The organism is Micromonospora sp. NPDC000089 (assembly GCF_042899365.1).
Taxonomy (GTDB): domain Bacteria; phylum Actinomycetota; class Actinomycetes; order Mycobacteriales; family Micromonosporaceae; genus Micromonospora.
Genome location: NZ_JBIAZT010000002.1, coordinates 1 through 14,878, shown reverse-complemented (window position 1 = coordinate 14,878; position 14,878 = coordinate 1). Strand labels below are relative to the sequence as shown.

The 14,878-nt window shown below is 75.4% G+C and carries 20 protein-coding genes and 1 riboswitch; of the genes, 13 read left to right on the top strand and 7 right to left on the bottom strand.

Annotated elements, in window-relative coordinates; all coding sequences use genetic code 11:
- Positions 1-6: 6 nt before the first annotated feature.
- Both ACFY3U_RS03455 and ACFY3U_RS03450 read right to left on the bottom strand, forming a co-directional pair.
- Positions 7-480 (bottom strand): hypothetical protein, encoded by a 474-nt coding sequence (locus ACFY3U_RS03455; RefSeq protein ID WP_387195910.1) that lies wholly within the window; start codon positions 478-480, stop codon positions 7-9.
- Between the two features lie 204 nt (positions 481-684).
- Positions 685-1,026: an antibiotic biosynthesis monooxygenase family protein gene (locus tag ACFY3U_RS03450; protein WP_387194207.1), complete on the bottom strand. Its 342-nt coding sequence runs from the start codon at positions 1,024-1,026 to the stop codon at positions 685-687.
- 27 nt (positions 1,027-1,053) lie between these two features.
- On the opposite strand from ACFY3U_RS03450, the gene ACFY3U_RS03445 reads away from it, so the two are divergent.
- From ACFY3U_RS03445 to ACFY3U_RS03410, 8 genes are all read left to right on the top strand, one after another.
- The gene (locus ACFY3U_RS03445; protein WP_387194204.1) at positions 1,054-1,311 is read left to right on the top strand and encodes a DUF6703 family protein; all 258 of its coding nucleotides are present in this window, start codon (positions 1,054-1,056) and stop codon (positions 1,309-1,311) included.
- Positions 1,312-1,365: 54 nt separating this feature from the next.
- Positions 1,366-2,304, top strand: coding sequence for a metal ABC transporter substrate-binding protein (locus ACFY3U_RS03440; protein ID WP_387194202.1), 939 nt, complete (start codon positions 1,366-1,368; stop codon positions 2,302-2,304).
- Entirely contained in the window at positions 2,301-3,062 is a 762-nt protein-coding gene (locus ACFY3U_RS03435; protein ID WP_387194199.1) for a metal ABC transporter ATP-binding protein, read from the top strand. The genes ACFY3U_RS03440 and ACFY3U_RS03435 overlap by 4 nt, the downstream gene beginning before the upstream one ends.
- A 2-nt stretch (positions 3,063-3,064) precedes the next feature.
- Positions 3,065-3,931: a metal ABC transporter permease gene (locus ACFY3U_RS03430; protein ID WP_387194196.1), complete on the top strand. Its 867-nt coding sequence runs from the start codon at positions 3,065-3,067 to the stop codon at positions 3,929-3,931.
- Positions 3,932-3,974: 43 nt separating this feature from the next.
- The gene (locus ACFY3U_RS03425) at positions 3,975-4,274 is read left to right on the top strand and encodes an ArsR/SmtB family transcription factor (RefSeq protein ID WP_387194193.1); all 300 of its coding nucleotides are present in this window, start codon (positions 3,975-3,977) and stop codon (positions 4,272-4,274) included.
- Positions 4,275-4,318: 44 nt separating this feature from the next.
- A complete protein-coding gene (locus tag ACFY3U_RS03420) occupies positions 4,319-4,720 on the top strand; it encodes a Fur family transcriptional regulator (protein ID WP_387194190.1) in 402 nt (133 codons plus the stop codon).
- 67 nt (positions 4,721-4,787) lie between these two features.
- A complete protein-coding gene (locus ACFY3U_RS03415) occupies positions 4,788-5,393 on the top strand; it encodes a hypothetical protein (protein ID WP_387194187.1) in 606 nt (201 codons plus the stop codon).
- Between the two features lie 9 nt (positions 5,394-5,402).
- Positions 5,403-5,570, top strand: a complete 168-nt coding sequence (locus ACFY3U_RS03410; protein ID WP_387194184.1) for a hypothetical protein — start codon at positions 5,403-5,405, stop codon at positions 5,568-5,570.
- A 22-nt stretch (positions 5,571-5,592) separates the two neighbouring features.
- Here the strand turns inward: ACFY3U_RS03410 and ACFY3U_RS03405 are convergent, their stop codons facing one another.
- The 5 genes from ACFY3U_RS03405 to ACFY3U_RS03385 all read right to left on the bottom strand — a co-directional run bounded on the left by ACFY3U_RS03405 (position 5,593) and on the right by ACFY3U_RS03385 (position 10,687).
- Positions 5,593-7,563 carry an acyl-CoA dehydrogenase family protein gene (locus ACFY3U_RS03405; RefSeq protein ID WP_387194181.1) on the bottom strand — a complete coding sequence of 657 codons (1,971 nt, stop codon included), beginning with the start codon at positions 7,561-7,563 and terminating at the stop codon, positions 5,593-5,595.
- Between the two features lie 131 nt (positions 7,564-7,694).
- Complete coding sequence (locus ACFY3U_RS03400) at positions 7,695-8,198, bottom strand: DUF6328 family protein (protein ID WP_387194178.1); 504 nt, start codon at positions 8,196-8,198, stop codon at positions 7,695-7,697.
- An 89-nt stretch (positions 8,199-8,287) separates the two neighbouring features.
- The gene (locus ACFY3U_RS03395; protein WP_387194175.1) at positions 8,288-9,037 is read right to left on the bottom strand and encodes a sugar isomerase domain-containing protein; all 750 of its coding nucleotides are present in this window, start codon (positions 9,035-9,037) and stop codon (positions 8,288-8,290) included.
- Positions 9,034-9,867 carry an aminoglycoside N(3)-acetyltransferase gene (locus tag ACFY3U_RS03390; RefSeq protein ID WP_387194172.1) on the bottom strand — a complete coding sequence of 278 codons (834 nt, stop codon included), beginning with the start codon at positions 9,865-9,867 and terminating at the stop codon, positions 9,034-9,036. The genes ACFY3U_RS03395 and ACFY3U_RS03390 overlap by 4 nt, the downstream gene beginning before the upstream one ends.
- On the bottom strand, positions 9,857-10,687 hold the full coding sequence (locus tag ACFY3U_RS03385) for an alpha/beta fold hydrolase (protein ID WP_387194169.1): 831 nt from the start codon (positions 10,685-10,687) through the stop codon (positions 9,857-9,859). Before ACFY3U_RS03385 ends, ACFY3U_RS03390 begins: the two co-directional genes overlap by 11 nt.
- Before the next feature lie 97 nt (positions 10,688-10,784).
- Positions 10,785-10,891, top strand: a riboswitch (TPP riboswitch).
- Between the two features lie 75 nt (positions 10,892-10,966).
- Between ACFY3U_RS03385 and ACFY3U_RS03380 the strand changes: the two genes are divergently transcribed.
- The 5 genes from ACFY3U_RS03380 (at position 10,967) to ACFY3U_RS03360 (ending at position 14,738) form a co-directional block, all read left to right on the top strand.
- Positions 10,967-11,557 carry an ECF transporter S component gene (locus tag ACFY3U_RS03380; protein ID WP_387195907.1) on the top strand — a complete coding sequence of 197 codons (591 nt, stop codon included), beginning with the start codon at positions 10,967-10,969 and terminating at the stop codon, positions 11,555-11,557.
- A gap of 147 nt (positions 11,558-11,704) precedes the next feature.
- A complete protein-coding gene (locus tag ACFY3U_RS03375; protein ID WP_387194167.1) occupies positions 11,705-13,171 on the top strand; it encodes an ABC transporter ATP-binding protein in 1,467 nt (488 codons plus the stop codon).
- A complete protein-coding gene (locus ACFY3U_RS03370) occupies positions 13,168-13,968 on the top strand; it encodes an energy-coupling factor transporter transmembrane component T family protein (RefSeq protein WP_387194164.1) in 801 nt (266 codons plus the stop codon). The genes ACFY3U_RS03375 and ACFY3U_RS03370 overlap by 4 nt, the downstream gene beginning before the upstream one ends.
- 111 nt (positions 13,969-14,079) lie before the next feature.
- Positions 14,080-14,235: a hypothetical protein gene (locus ACFY3U_RS03365; RefSeq protein ID WP_387194162.1), complete on the top strand. Its 156-nt coding sequence runs from the start codon at positions 14,080-14,082 to the stop codon at positions 14,233-14,235.
- On the top strand, positions 14,232-14,738 hold the full coding sequence (locus ACFY3U_RS03360; RefSeq protein WP_387194159.1) for a hypothetical protein: 507 nt from the start codon (positions 14,232-14,234) through the stop codon (positions 14,736-14,738). The genes ACFY3U_RS03365 and ACFY3U_RS03360 overlap by 4 nt, the downstream gene beginning before the upstream one ends.
- The last annotated feature ends 140 nt before the right edge of the window (positions 14,739-14,878 follow it).

Sequence of the window (14,878 nt, the reverse complement as noted above, 5' to 3'; positions counted from 1 at the left end):
GCCGGGTCAGCTGACCCCGCAGACCTCCATGCCGTTGGTCTGCGGATCGGCGGCCAGGGTCACCCGCTGGGTCTCCCGGGCGCCGCCGCTGAGGGTGACGTCGACCGGCACGGTCAGCGCGTTCGGGTCGACCCGGCCGACCCGGTAGGCCGCCACCGCCGGCTCCTCGGAGACCCGCTGCGCGAACTCCGCCCGGGACTCCCGCTTCTGGGCGTCGTCGCAGAGCTTGTCGTACGCCTTGCCGTACTCTCGCTCGACCAGCGCCCGGTAGTAGCCGTCGGTGACCGACGTGCCCTGCTCCTCGACGGCCTGGTAGTTGCTCACCACCAGCCCGACGGCGGCCGCCCCGCCCCCGCCGCAGCAGATCAGCAGGGCCAGCCCGCCCACGCCGAGGCCCAGCCAGAGCCGCCGGCGGCCACCCTCGGTGGGCGGCGCGGCGAACGGCGGAGCCGCCCCGGGCCCCGGCGGCGGCGCGGGCACCCCGGCATCGACCGGTGGGGCCGGCTGACCGGCGGGAACCCCCGGCGAGGCCGGGTGACCGGCGGGCGAGGCCGGGTGACCGGGCGGCGAGGTGGGCGCCCCGGGGTCGGCCGGCGGGTTGCCGTCCCGGCCGGGATTCGAGGGGTACGGCGGTGGGGCTGCCGGGCCGGGATCGCTCATAGGAGCAGGGTAGTGCCCGCCGGTTCAGCGGTGCGGGCTCGTGGCCCGATCACTGCCGGTCACCACCACCTCGCCGGCCGGCGCGGCGCCGGCCAACGTCTCGTACGCGGACGGCTCGTCGATCGACTCGGCCAGCAGCGGCACCGCGGCGATCCGGACGTCGAAGCCGCCCAGCGCCCGCCGGTACGCGCCGACCGACTCCCACTCGGTGAGCAGGCACCAGTGCCGCGGGTCGTCCAGCGCCCGCAGCAGCTCGCCGCGCAGGTAGCCGGGGCGGGCGGCGAGCGCGGCCAGGGCGGCGTGCGCCCGGGGCACGAAGTCGTCCGCGACATCGACGTCGACCACGAACCGGTTGGTCACCAGCACCGGCGTCCTCCTCGTAGAGTCTGTGGGATGCAGCGTACGTCTGGCCCCCTGCTGGTCCGGCTGGCCCGGTTGAACCCGACCACGGTGTTCCTCGCCACCCTGGCGCTGGTGGTGGTGGCCCTCCTCGCGCCCGGCCCGGTCGGCGGGGTGCTGCTGCTGGCGCTGGCCGCGGCGCTGGTCTGGCTGCTGGCCACCACCTGGCCGGTGCAGACGCCGCCGACCCGGGCGGTGCGGCTGATCATGCTGACCCTGCTGATCGCGGTGGCCCTGGTCAAGCTGCTCTGACATGCACGCATGCGTTTTTGACAATCATTATCGTTCCGGCGGACAGTGGGTGGCATGACCACCCGCCCCGTCACCCGCGCGCTGGCCGCCGCCACCGCCCTGCTCGCCCTGGGCGGCGCCGCCGCCTGCTCGGCCGAGGGAGCGGGCGCCGACCCGAACCGGGTCGACGTGGTGGCCGCCTTCTACCCGCTGCAGTTCGTCGCCGAGCGGGTCGGCGGGGACGCGGTCACCGTCAGCAACCTCACCAAGCCGGGCGCCGAGCCGCACGACCTGGAGCTCAACCCGCGCCAGGTCGGCGAGGTGAGCCGGGCCGAGGTGGTGATCTACCTGAGCGGCTTCCAACCGGCGGTGGACGAGGCGGTCGCGCAGAACGGCGGCGACCGCGCCTTCGACGTGACCGCCGTGCAGCCGCTGCGCGACGCCGCGGCCGGCGGCCCCGACCACGGGGGTGAGCCCGGTCACCGGGACGGCGGGGGCAAGGATCCGCACCTGTGGCTCGACCCGACCCGGCTGGCCGGCGTCGCCGACCGGTTCGCCGAGCGACTCGGCCGGGTCGACCCGGCCCGGGCCGCCGACTACACCGAGCGGGCCAGGGCGCTGCACGGCGAGCTCGACCGGCTGGACGCCGAGTTCGCCGCCGGGCTGCGCGACTGCCAGCGGCGGGAGCTGGTGACCGGGCACACCGCCTTCGGCTACCTCGCCGAGCGCTACCGGCTGGAGCAGGTCGGCATCACCGGCATCGGCCCGGACACCGAGGCCCCGCCGCAGCGGCTGGCGCAGGTCGCCCGGGAGGCCCGCGACCACGGCGCCACCACCATCTTCTTCGAGACGCTGGCCAGCCCGAAGGTGGCCCGGACGATCGCCGACGAGGTCGGCGCGCGGGTCGCCGTGCTCGACCCGCTGGAAGGACTCTCGGCCGACGCGGACGGGGACTACCTTTCGGTGATGCGGACCAACCTGCGGACCCTGCGCACCGGGCTGGGCTGCTCGTGACCGCGCCGGTGATCGACCTGCGGCACGGGGTGGTCGGCTACGACGGCCGCCCGGTGCTGCGCGACATCTCGCTGACCGTCACCGCCGGCGAGGTGGTCGCCGTGCTCGGCGCCAACGGCTCCGGCAAGTCGACCCTGATCCGGGCCGCGCTCGGGCTGGTCCCGCTGGGCGCCGGCACGGTCGAGCTGTTCGGCACCCCGCTGCGCCGGTTCCGGCAGTGGCGGCGGATCGGGTACGTGCCGCAGCGGCTGGGCGCCGGCGGCGGCGTACCGGCCACCGTCGGTGAGGTGGTCGCCTCCGGGCGGCTGGCCCGGCGGGGCGTGCTGCGGCCGGCCGGTCGCGCCGACCGGGCGGCGGTCGACGCGGCGCTGCGCGCGGTCGGGCTGGCCGACCGGGCGGGCGACCCGGTCTCCACCCTCTCCGGCGGCCAGCAGCAGCGCACCCTGATCGCCCGGGCCCTGGCCGGCCGGCCCGAGCTGCTGGTCCTCGACGAGCCCACCGCCGGGGTCGACGCGAGCAGCCAGGAGGCGTTCGCCGGGGCGCTGCGCGACTTCGTCACCGGCGGCGGGACGGTGCTGCTGGTGGCCCACGAGCTGGGCCCGCTGCGCCCGCTGATCAGCCGGGCGGTGGTGGTGCACCAGGGCGGCATCTGCCACGACGGCCCGGTGCCGGAGCCGGCCGGCCACCACGCGGAGCCCGACCACGACCACGTGCACCCGCACGGTCCCGAGGAGCCCGCCGGGCTGTGGAGCAGCTGAGCATGGAACTCTTCCAGTATCCGTACATGCAGCGCGCGCTGATCGGCGCGCTGGTCATCGGCCTGGCCGCGCCGGCGCTCGGCATCTACCTGGTGCAGCGGCGGCTGGCCCTGATCGGCGACGGGGTGGGGCACGTCGCGCTGACCGGCGTCGGCGCCGGCCTGCTGCTCAACCGCTCCCCGGTGCTGGTGGCGGTGATCGCCGCCACGCTGGGCGCGATCGCCATCGAGCTGGTCCGGGCCCGGGGCCGCACCTCCGGCGACCTGGCCCTCGCGCTGCTGTTCTACGGCGGCATCGCCGGCGGCGTGACGCTGGTCGGCCTCTCCGACGCCAGCAGCGCCAACCTCAACGCGTACCTGTTCGGTTCGCTGACCACCATCTCCCGGCAGGACCTCGCCACCATCGCGGTGCTCGGCGCCGTCATCCTGGTCACCATGCTGGTGCTGCGGCCGGCGCTGTTCGCGGTGTGCCACGACGAGGAGTACGCGCGGGTCTCCGGCCTGCCGGTGCGGGCGTTGAACCTGCTGCTAGCGGTGGCCACCGCGGTCACCGTCACGATCGCCATGCGGGCCGTCGGCGTGCTGCTGATCAGCGCCCTGATGGTGGTGCCGGTGGCCACCGCGCAGCAGGTCACCCGGGGTTTCCGCAGCACGATGGCGGCCGCGATGGCGCTCGGCCTGTTCGCCGCCGGCGCCGGGGTGTGGGTGGCCGCCAACGCGAACACCGCGCCGGGCGCGTCGGTGGTGCTGCTGGCCATCGCCTCGTTCCTGGCCGTGGCGCTCGGCGCGGCCGGCTGGCGGCTGCTGCGCCGCCGTACCCACCCGGCCGCGGTCGCCGAGCACGAACCGCACGAAGTGGTGCTGCGGTGACGCGGTCGGGCGACCTGTCGGTGGCATTGGTTACCGTGACGCGATGACCGGCGGCAACGGCTATGACGCCTTCGAGGAGGCGGGTGAGCTGCTGCGCGCCCTGTCCGCGCCGATCCGACTGGCGATCGTGAGCGAGCTGGCGCAGGGTGAGAGGTGCGTGCACGAGCTGGTGGAGAAGCTCGGCGCCGCCCAGCCGCTGGTCTCCCAGCACCTGCGGGTGCTCCGCGGCGCCGGGGTGGTGCGGGGCTCCCGCCGCGGCCGCGAGATCGCGTACGCGCTGGTCGACGAGCACGTCGCGCACATCGTCGCGGACGCGGTCAGCCACGCCGGCGAGGGCCCGTGAGCACCGAGGCGGCGCACACGAGCGGCCGGAGGGGAGGCGAGGTCATGACCGAGGGCGGCGCCGCGCTGCGCAACACCCGGCAGCGCTCCGCGGTGAGCGCGCTGCTGGCCGAGGTCGAGGGCTTCCACAGCGCACAGGATCTGCACGCGATGCTGCGCGCCCGGGGCGAGCGGGTCGGGCTGACCACCGTCTACCGCACCCTCCAGGGGCTGGCGGACGCCGGCGACATCGACGTGATGCGCCCACCCGGCGGCGAGCACCTCTACCGCCGGTGCAGCGAGGGGCACCACCACCACCTGGTCTGCCGGGCCTGCGGGCGCACCGTCGAGGTGGCCGGGCCGACCGTGGAGACCTGGGCCGAGCGGGTGGCCGCCCAGCACGGCTTCGCCGACGTCAGCCACACCCTGGAGATCTTCGGCACCTGCCCGGAGTGCCGCACCGGCTGACCGGTGGCGACGGGCGACGGCCCGCGTGGGGTTACCCCCGGGGACGCACCGTGGCACGCTGTCCGGCGTGAAGATCTACGCCGACCGGTTTCCGGTCGCCCTCCGTCAGCTCCTCACCGATCTGCTGGTCGTCGTCTGGGTCTACGCGGCGATCCGCTTCTCATTCTGGCTGCACGACCTGGTGGAGAAGCTCGCCGTACCGGGGCAGAAGCTGGAGGGGGCCGGCAGCGGGCTGGCCGACAACCTGGCCGACGCCGGCGGCAAGGTCGGCCGCGTCCCGCTGGTCGGCGACGAGCTGACCAGCCCGTTCACCAAGGCCGCCGAGGCCGCCCGCGGCATGGCGGAGGCCGGCCGCGACCAGCAGGAACTGGTCGGTCAGCTGGCCCTGGCGCTCAGCCTCGCGGTGCTGGTCCTCCCGCTCGGCCTGGTGCTGTTCGGCTGGCTGCCGCTGCGGCTGCGCTGGATGCGCCGGGCCGCGTCGGCCAAGGCGCTGGCCGGCGCCCCCGCCGGACGGGACCTGCTGGCCCTGCGGGCGCTGGCCGGCCAGCCGCTGCGCCGGCTGACGAAGATCGATCCGGACGTGGCCCAGGCGTGGCGGCGCGGCGACGACGCCACGGTCGACGCGCTCGCCGCGCTGGAGCTGCGCCGGCTCGGCCTGCGCGGCGGCCGCTAGGCTGTGCCGGTGCTGTGGTTCCTGATCGTCGTCGCCGCGCTGCTGCTCGGCTACGCCGCCGTCCTGGTGAGCTTCGTCCGCCGAGGCCGCAAGATCCCTCCGGCGGCGTACCTGGTGCTGGCCGCCCTGAACGGCCTGATCCTGGCCGGGGTGCTGGCCTGGGCCATCGCCCGCTGAGCCGTGGGCGGGCGTCGGGCGCTCAGCTGCGTGGGGGGACGCGGCGGCGGACGTCGGGGGTGGTGGAGGGGCCGGGGTTCCAGCGGGCCACCCAGGGCGCGTCCGCCGGCGGGGTGATCACGCCCCCCTCCAGGGCGGCGTACCGGCCGGCGAGGATCCGCTTCGCGGCGGCCACGTCGACGGAGTCGGTGTTGTCCCAGAGCGCGGCGAACAGCTGCTCCACCCGGATCCGGGCCTGCCGGCAGAACAGGTCGGCCAGCTCGACGTTCTCCGGGTGGGCGTCCCGCTCGGCGGTGGCCCGGACGCAGACCGCGCTCATCGCGAACAGCTCGGCGCCGATGTCCACCACCCGGCCGAGGAACGCCTGCTTGCGCTCCATCTTGCCCTGCCAGCGGGACATCGCGTAGAAGGTCGACCGGGCCAGCTTGCGGGACGACCGCTCCACCAACCGCAGGTGACCGGCGAGCGGCCCGAACTCGGCGTACGCCCCGGGGCTCTGCCCCCGGCCGACCGCGAGCGTCGGCAGCCACCTCGCGTAGAAGGCGCCGGCCCGGGCGCCCGCCCTCGCCTTGCGGGCCAGCCCGGCGTCCGGGTCGATGATGTCGCCGGCGACCGAGAGGTGGGCGTCGACCGCCTCGCGGGCGATCAGGAGGTGCATGATCTCGGTGGAGCCCTCGAAGATCCGGTTGATCCGCAGGTCCCGCAGGATCTGCTCGACGTTGGCCGGGCGCTCGCCCCGGGCGGCCAGCGAGTCGGCCGTCTCGTAGCCGCGACCGCCGCGGATCTGCACCAGCTCGTCGGCGATCTTCCAGGCCATCTCGCTGGCGTAGAGCTTGACCAGCGCCGCCTCGATCCGGATGTCGTTGCGGTCGTCGTCGGCGAGCAGGCAGCACAGGTCGAGCATGGTCTCCATGCCGTACGTGGTGGCGGCGATGAAGGACAGCTTCTGCGCGACGGCCTCGTGCTCCCCCACCGGCCGGCCCCACTGCACCCGGTCGGCGGCCCACTCGCGGGCCACGTTGAGCGACCACTTGCCGGCGCCGACGCACATCGCCGGCAGCGACAGCCGGCCGGTGTTCAGCGTGGTCAGCGCGATCTTCAGGCCCTTGCCCTCGCCGCCGATCACGTTCTGGATGGGCACGAAGACGTCGTGGAACCGGGTGAGGCTGTTCTCCAGGCCGCGCAGGCCGACGAAGGCGTTGCGCCGCTCGACCGTGATGCCCTCGCTGTCGCCGTCGACCACGAAGGCGGTGATGCCACCGCGCCGGCCCTCGGCGGCCGGCACCCGGGCCATCACCACCAGCAGGGTGGCGACGGTGCCGTTGGTGGCCCAGAGCTTCACCCCGTTGAGCCGGTAGCCGGTGCCGTCGGCGGTCGGCTCGGCGGTGGTGGCCAGCCGGGCCGGGTCCGAGCCGACGTCCGGCTCGGTGAGCAGGAACGCGGACACCTCGCCAGCGGCCAGCCGGGGCAGGAACGCCTGCTTCTGCTCGGCGGTGCCGAACATCTTCAACGGCTGCGGCACCCCGATGGACTGGTGGGCGGAGAGCAGCGCGCCGATGGCCGGGCTGACCGAGCCGGCCAGCATCAGGGCGCGGCAGTAGTGCAGGTTGCTGAGCCCGAGGCCGCCGTACCTCCGGTCGATCTTCATGCCGAAGGCGCCCAGCCGGGCCAGGCCGTGGAACACCTCGTCCGGAATGGACGCGTCCCGCTCGATCGCCGCGCCGTCCACCTCCTCCCGCAGGTACGCCCCCAGCTCGGCGAGGAACGCCTCGGCGCGCTCGACGTCGGCCGGGTCGGAGACCGGCCACGGGTCGATCAGGTCCAGCCGGAACCGGCCGAGAAAGAGCTCCTTGCCGAAGCTGGGCCGGTCCCAGGCGGATTCCCGGGCCGCCTCGGCGACCTGGCGGGCCTCCTTCTCCGAGACCTGTCCCGCCTCGCCGGGCAGTGGTCCGACACCGTCCTGGGTGGATGGATCGTTCTGCGTCGTGGTCACGGCTGCCCCCTCGAACCTCGGCCCGGCTGCGGAAACGTGCTCGATGTAAACCACGCTACCCCCGGGTGTTACCCAGGGGTAGCGCTGCGTGCACGTCGAATTCTCCGCGCCCGGCGGGCGTGGCCGGAGGCTCAGTCGCGGGTCACCAGCACCGTCTCGTCATCGTCGTCGTCGATGTCGTCGTCGCCCCAGTTGCGCCGGGCCATCGGCAGGATGATCCAGAAGGTCAGGAACCACAGCCCGGTGAGGGCGCTGAGCACGAAGGCGAGCGGCCGGTCGAGCACGAAGTCGGTCACCAGCAGCACCGCGCTGACCATGGACACCAGCATGAACCCGAGCCCGGCGCTGGCCATCCGGTGGGCGAAGCGCACCAGCTCCGGCTTGCGGCCCTGGCGGAACAGCGCGCGGTGGAACGCGACCGGTGAGATGATCATCGCGGCGGACGCGGCGGCGGCGAGCAGCGCGACGACGTACACGTCCTTCTGGAACTCACTGGTGCGGCTGAACCCGTTGCTGAACGGGAGGGTCAGCAGGAAGGCGAAGAGGATCTGCACGCCGGTCTGGGCGACCCGCAGCTCCTGCAGCAGGTCGGCGAAGTTGCGCTGCCAGCGCTGCTTCTCGGATTCCTTGGACACGCACTACCTCCGGTGAGACGGTACTGCCCACGGAATTCATCCGTGGGCCACCGCTCATTTCCCCGGTGGACACCCGCGCGAAACGGATTTCATGATCCCCGGCGGATCCGGCCCGCGTACCGGGCCTCCAGGTCGGCGTTGTGCGCGTCGCCGCCGTCGATGTTGGCCGACAGGTAGACCGGCGGCCGCTCCTCCGCGGCCAGCAGCCGAGCCACCGTCTCGGCCACCACCTGCTGCGCCAGCAGCGCCGCGGTGATCGAGGAGACCGCGCCGACCGCGCCGCCGCCCGGCAGCGGCAGGGTGGCGTCGCCGTACGGGGCGCCGTTGTCCAGTACCACGTCGGCCAGGTCGGCCAGCTTGCGCCCGGACGGGTGGCGGGACGTCATCCGGGCCGAGTGCTCCGCCGAGGTGATGGCGATCAGCCGGTGGCCGCGCTCGCGGACGATCGAGGCGAACTCCACCATGGCCCCGTTGACGCCGGAGTTCGAGGCGAGCACGAAGATGTCCGGCGGGCTGACCGGGGCCAACTCGTACAGTCGGTGCGCCACCGCGGGGTCGCGCTCCAGGTGCGGCCCGAGCACGCTCGGCGGCTCGCCGCCGAACAGCACCAGGTCGCGCAGCGCGATCCGGTTGGTGGGCACCAGCCCGCCGGCCCGGCCGGCGATCTCCATGGCCAGCGCCTCGGAGTGGCCGGTGCCGAACGCGTGGATCACCCCGTCGGCGCGCAGCGCCTCGGCGAGCAGGTCGGCCGCCCGGCCCACCGCCGTACGCTGGCTCGCCGCCACCCGATCGATGGCGGCGGTCACCACCGCCAGGTAGCCCTCGGCGCTCACGCTCATGGTTTCTCCGTCCGTCGGTTGCGGCCCAGCCAGTCCACCGCGAAGTCGACGGCCGCCCGCTGTCGCATCAGCCGGCCGACTCCCGACCCGACCGGTCCGGACCGGACGGCGCCGGTCGCTTCGAGATCCGTCCCCAGCCGGGGGAAGTCGCTCGCGTCGATCGCCACGTCGTCCCACCAGACCCACTCCCGGCCGCCGCCGCAGCTGCGCACCGCGGCGCCGAGCCGTTCCCGCGACGGCGCCGGCCGGCGGTACTCGGCCAGGTGCAGGGAGGTGTTCGCGCCGTGGTCGACGCCGAGTAGCAGCACCTCGCCGTCCAGGTCGTTGACGCGGCCCAGCGGGGAGCGCTCGCCGAGCATGTCCGCCCGGGAGTGCCCGGCGACGATCCGCTCGGCTTGCGGACCCAGGGCGGCGAAGGAGACGTGCGGGTGGTCGCTGCGCCGCGCGCCGGGCCAGCACCGCACCGTCTCGGCGAGCGCGCCCATGAACCGGCTGGGGGTGACCGCCGGGTCGAAGCCGGGCATCTCCCGCTGGATCACCGGCCACCAGTCGACCGGCACCGGCGGGTTGCGCCAACCGGCGGGGTCGCTGTTCTCCGGGGTGTGGGTGGGCACCACCAGGGTGCCGTCCGGGCCGAGCGCGTCGCGCAGGGCGAGCACCAGCGCCTGCGGGCCACCGCAGAGAAACCCGAGGGTACGCAGCCCGGCGTGCACCAGCAGCGTGCCGCCGGGGCGTACGCCCAGGGCGGTGAGCTGCGCGGCGAGCGACGCGCGGGTGTGCGGCCCGCCCGACGGCTGGCCGGCCCGGCCGGTGGGCGGGTCAGCCGACACCGTGGATCCGGGCCAGGATCGCCTCGGCCAGCGGGGCGGGCGCCTCGTCGGGGATCCAGTGGCTCACCCCGGCCAGCTCGACGAAGCGGTACTCCCCCGTCACGTGGCCGGCGCAGGCCTCGGCTGCGGTGCGGCCGACCGCGATGTCCTTGTCGCTCCACAGGTACGTGGTGGGCACCGGCACCGGGCCGACCGCCTTCATGTCGGCGCCGGACATCGCCCGGTACCAGTTCAGCGCGCCGGTCAGCGCCCCCGGCTCGCGCATCGGCTCGGCGTACCGGGCCACCGCCGCGGCGTCGCCCACTCCGGACAGCAGCTTGCGCAGCGCGGCGGCCTTGAGCGCCAGCAGCACCTTCTCCGCCTTGCCCGGCTGCCGGAACAGCACCATGTACGACGAGCGCGCCTTCTGCTGCGGGTCGTTCGCCAGGGCGTACCCGAAGGCGGCCGGATGGGGCACGGAGACCGCGGTCAGCGTGCGGACCCGGTCGGGGTGCGCCGCCGCCACCGCCCAGGCGACGATCGAGCCCCAGTCGTGCCCGACCAGGTGCGCCGCGTCCACGCCCAACGCGTCGAGCAGCGCCACCGCGTCGGCGACCAGCTCGGGCAGCCGGTACGCGTCCACCTCGGCCGGCCGCGCGCCCGGCGCGTAGCCCCGCTGGTCCGGCGCGTACGTGCGCAGCCCGGCGGCGTGCAGGGCGGGCACCACCGCGTCCCACTCCCCGCCGTGCTGGGGGAAGCCGTGCAGCAGCAGGACCGGGTCACCGCCCTCCGGGCCGCCGGTGCGTACCTCGAACGTCAGTCCTCGCGCGTCGACCCGCATGATCCGGAGCCTAGCCCGCCCGCGACGGTCGCACCGGCCGGCGGCATCCGATCCGACGGCGTCGGCCGGCGTGGGTGCTAGTCTGCCGAGACAACTTCACATCCGACAGGGGAGCGCACAGCGCTGAGAGTGCGGGCCGGTGCCCGCAGACCCTCGAACCTGATCTGGGTAATGCCAGCGCAGGGAGTTCGGTCGACCTCCAGCCGCGCCGCCGTCCGGTTTTCCGGGCGCGGCGTGCGTCTTGCCTGGTTCGCGTACAAGCTGAACTGGGAGCACATCATGAACCACACCGACAGCAACCGGTGGCGGACCATCGACATCGTGGTCGCCTCCGTGATCGCGGTCGCCTTCGGCGTCGTCTTCTGGGCCTGGAACCTGCTCTGGAGCGCCACCGCGGGCGCCTTCGCCTTCTTCCCGCCGGCCCAGGCGCTGATCTACGGCGTCTGGCTGGTCCCCGCGGTGCTCGGCGGGCTGGTCATCCGCAAGCCGGGCGCGGCGCTCTACTGCGAGACGGTGGCGGCGATCATCTCCGCGCTGCTGGGCAGCCAGTGGGCGAGCATCGTGATCCTCCAGGGCGTGATGCAGGGCCTCGGCGCCGAGCTGGCGTTCGCCGCGTTCCGCTACCGCTCGTACCGCCTGCCGACCGCGCTGCTGGCCGGCGCGCTGACCGGATTGGGTGCGGCGATCTTCGACTTCGTCTACTGGAACGCCGCCTACGACCTCACCGACTACCGCATCCCGTACGCGCTGCTCACCATCGTCAGCGCCACGGTGGTGGCCGGCGCGGGCTCCTGGTTCCTCACCCGCGCGCTGGCCGACACCGGCGTCCTCGACCGCTTCCCCGCCGGCCGCACCCGCACCCCCGTCTGACCCCTCCCCACCCCGCCGCCCGCCGCGTCGATCATGAGGTTGCCGACGATGTGGATCTCCATTGGTGCCGCCAACCTCATGATCAACGGGTTCGGGCGGGGCAGGGTGAGGGGGACGGGGGACGGGAGGAAGGGAGGGGGTGGGGTGGTGAGTGCGGTGCAGGTGCGGGGGTTCGGGTGGCGGCACGCTGGGCGGCGGCGGTGGGCCGTACGGGGCGTCGACCTGCGGGTGGAGGCCGGGGAGCGGGTGTTGCTGCTGGGGGCGTCCGGGGCGGGTAAGAGCACGCTGCTGGCGGCGCTGGCCGGGCTGCTGCCCGAGGACTCCGGCGAGCAGGAGGGCACCGTCGAGATCGACGGGCTGGACCCGCGCAAGGGCCGCGAGCGGGTCGGCGTCGTCTTCCAGGACCCGGAGACCCAGCTGGTGATGGCCCGCTGCGGCGACGACGTCGCGTTCGGGCTGGAGAACCGGGGCGTACCGGCCGAGGAGATCTGGCCCCGGGTGGACGAGGCGCTGCGCCGGGTCGGCTTCCCGTACCACCGGGACCGGCCAACCGCGGCGCTCTCCGGCGGCGAGCAGCAGCGGCTCGCCCTGGCCGGGGCGCTCGCCCTGCGGCCCGGGCTGCTGCTGCTCGACGAGCCGACCGCCAACCTCGACCCGGCCGGCGCCGAGCTGGTCCGCCGGGCCGTCGCCGGCGCGCTCGACGACGACACCACGCTGATCCTGGTCGAGCACCGGGTCGCCGACGTGCTGCCGCTGGTCGACCGGGTGGTGGTGCTGGAGCCCGGCGGCGGCGTCCGGGCCGACGGCCCACCCGCCGCGGTCTTCGCCGCGCACGGCGACGCGCTCGCCGCCGAGGGCGTCTGGGTGCCCGGCCACGGAACCGCGCCCCGGCCCGCCGCCGCGCCGCCCGGGGAGCGGTTGCTCACCGCCGAGCGGCTCGGCCTGCCACCCCGGCTGGCCCCCACCGACCTTCGGGTACGCGCCGGCGAGGCGCTCGCCGTGCTCGGCCCGAACGGCGCCGGCAAGTCCACCCTCGCGCTGCTGCTCGGCGGGCTGCTGCGCCCCGGCGCCGGGCGGCTGGCCGCCACCACCGAGCTGGCCGGCGCGGACGCCCGCACCCCGCCGCACCGCTGGCGCGCGCCCGCGCTGGCCGCCCGGATCGGCTCGGTCTTCCAGGATCCGGAGCACCAGTTCGTCACCGGCACGGTCTTCGACGAGCTGGCCCTCGGCCCGCGCCGGACCGGCCGCCCCGAACCGGAGGTACGGGCCACCGTGGACGCGCTGCTGGACCGGCTGCGGCTGACCGCGCTGGCCGGCGCGAACCCGTACACCCTCTCCGGCGGGGAGGCGCGGCGGCTGAGCGTGGCGACCGCCCTGGCCACCGCGCCCCGGCTGCTGATCTGCGACGAACCGACCTTCGGGCAGGACCGGCGCACCTGGCGGGAGCTGCTCGACCTGCTCGCCGACCTGCGGGACGCCGGGCACGGCGTGGTCACGGTCACCCACGACGCCGACTTCGTGGCCGCGCTCGCCGACCGCACGGTCACCCTGACCCGCCCGCCCGCGCCGGACGGCACCGGCGGCCCGGGCAATCGCGCAGGCGGCGCGGCGTGATCGCCGTCGAGTCGGTGGCCACGCCCGGCGCCCCGCTGGCCCGCCGCAACCCGGTGGCGAAGCTGGCCGCCGCGATGGTGTTCGCGGTCGTGCTGGCCGCCACCCTGGACCCGGTCGCGCCGGCCATCGCGGTCGCGGTCGAGCTGGCGGTGCTGCCGCTGTTCGGCATCCGCTACCGGGTGCTGGCCCGCCGGGCGCTGCCGCTGCTGGTGGCCGGCGCCGGCATCCTGGTCACCCTGGTGCTCTTCGCCGCCGACCGGTCCGGCCGGGTGCTGCTGGACGCCGGCCCACTGCTGGTCACCTCCGGAGTGCTGGTGACCGCGCTCGGGCTGGTGCTGCGCACCTTCGCCGTCGCCCTGCCCGGGGTGATCGTGGTGGCCACCACCGACCCGACCGACCTGGCCGACGCCCTGATCCAGAACGCGAAGGCGCCGGCCCGGTTCGCGATCGGAGCGCTGGCCGCGTTCCGGCTGGTCCCGCTGCTCGGCCAGGAGTGGCAGATGATCACCATGGCCCGCCGGGCGCGCGGGGTGGACGCCGGCCGCAACCCGGTGGCCCGGCTGCGGCTGTTCGCCTCCACCGCGTTCGCGCTGCTGGTCGGGGCGATCCGCCGGGGCACCCGGCTGGCCGTGGCGATGGACGCCCGCGGCTTCGACGCCGGCACCCCCCGTACGGTGGCCCGGCGGCAGCGCTTCACGCGGGCGGACGGGCTGCTGGTCGCCGGGGCGGCGGCGCTGGCCGGGGCGGCGCTGACGGTCAGCGTGCTGCTGGGCACGTTCCGCCCACTGATCGGGTGAGCTGGACGCAGGCACATATTCGCATCCCTGCCGCGACCGGGACACCCGTCGTTCCCCTGACGGCAGCAGATTGGCCGGTGACGTCTCCCGCAGCAGCGACTGGAGCAGCACATGGGCCACGGACATGCACACCGCCATGATCACGAGCGGGCCGCCACCACCGACGTACCCCCGGCGCTGGACCTCTCCGTCCCGGACGCCGAGCTCTCCCCCGGTGACCTGAGCCGGCGCGGCTTCCTGCGCAGCGCCGGCATGACCGCCCGGTGATCGTCGGGCTGAGCCTGGGCCACCGCACGGTACGGGAGGCCGAGCACTGGCTGGCCGGGCACGTCGGGCCGCTCGACCCGCCCGACCTGGTGGCCTGCACCCACCTGGTCTGGGCGCCGTACCCGCACGTGGCGCTGAGCCTGGCCGCCGACACCGGGCTCGCCGAGCTGCCGGCGACCCCGCCCGAGCTGACGGAGGCCGCCGACCACGCGGCCGCCGAGCACGCCGATCGTCGGTCCGGCCGGGCGGTGCGCTACCCCGGGGTGGACCGGCTGGTCGGGACGCTGACGGTCGGCGAGCTGCTGGCCGCCAGCGCCATCCAGCGGGTGATCGTGCTCGGCGGTCCGCCGGCCGGGCGGGAGACCCTGGTGCACACCCGGGGCTTCGTCCGGCCGCAGTGGCAGGCCGGCGAGCTGATGCTGATGGCCACGCCGTACCGGGCCGCCGGCGTCGCGCCGTTCGAGGTGCCGGACCCGACCCCCTGCTGCGCGGACCACTCCTGACCGGGCGGGGGGGGGGGGGGGCCCCCCCCCCCCCCCCCCCCCCGCCCGGGGGCGGGGCGCCCCGGCGGCGCCCCGCCCCCCCCCCGCCCCCCCCCCCCCCCCCCCCCCCCCCCCCCCCCCCCCCCCCCCCCCCCCCCCCC

Bases quoted from the DNA above. Each gene is read 5' to 3' on its own strand.
- ACFY3U_RS03445 (WP_387194204.1), top strand. From the start codon at position 1,054: ATGCAGCGTACGTCTGGCCCCCTGCTGGTCCGGCTGGCCCGGTTGAAC.
- ACFY3U_RS03440 (WP_387194202.1), top strand. From the start codon at position 1,366: ATGACCACCCGCCCCGTCACCCGCGCGCTGGCCGCCGCCACCGCCCTG.
- ACFY3U_RS03430 (WP_387194196.1), top strand. From the start codon at position 3,065: ATGGAACTCTTCCAGTATCCGTACATGCAGCGCGCGCTGATCGGCGCG.
- ACFY3U_RS03425 (WP_387194193.1), top strand. From the start codon at position 3,975: ATGACCGGCGGCAACGGCTATGACGCCTTCGAGGAGGCGGGTGAGCTG.
- ACFY3U_RS03420 (WP_387194190.1), top strand. From the start codon at position 4,319: ATGACCGAGGGCGGCGCCGCGCTGCGCAACACCCGGCAGCGCTCCGCG.
- ACFY3U_RS03395 (WP_387194175.1), bottom strand. From the start codon at position 9,037: ATGAGCGTGAGCGCCGAGGGCTACCTGGCGGTGGTGACCGCCGCCATC.
- ACFY3U_RS03385 (WP_387194169.1), bottom strand. From the start codon at position 10,687: ATGCGGGTCGACGCGCGAGGACTGACGTTCGAGGTACGCACCGGCGGC.
- ACFY3U_RS03380 (WP_387195907.1), top strand. From the start codon at position 10,967: ATGAACCACACCGACAGCAACCGGTGGCGGACCATCGACATCGTGGTC.
- ACFY3U_RS03365 (WP_387194162.1), top strand. From the start codon at position 14,080: ATGGGCCACGGACATGCACACCGCCATGATCACGAGCGGGCCGCCACC.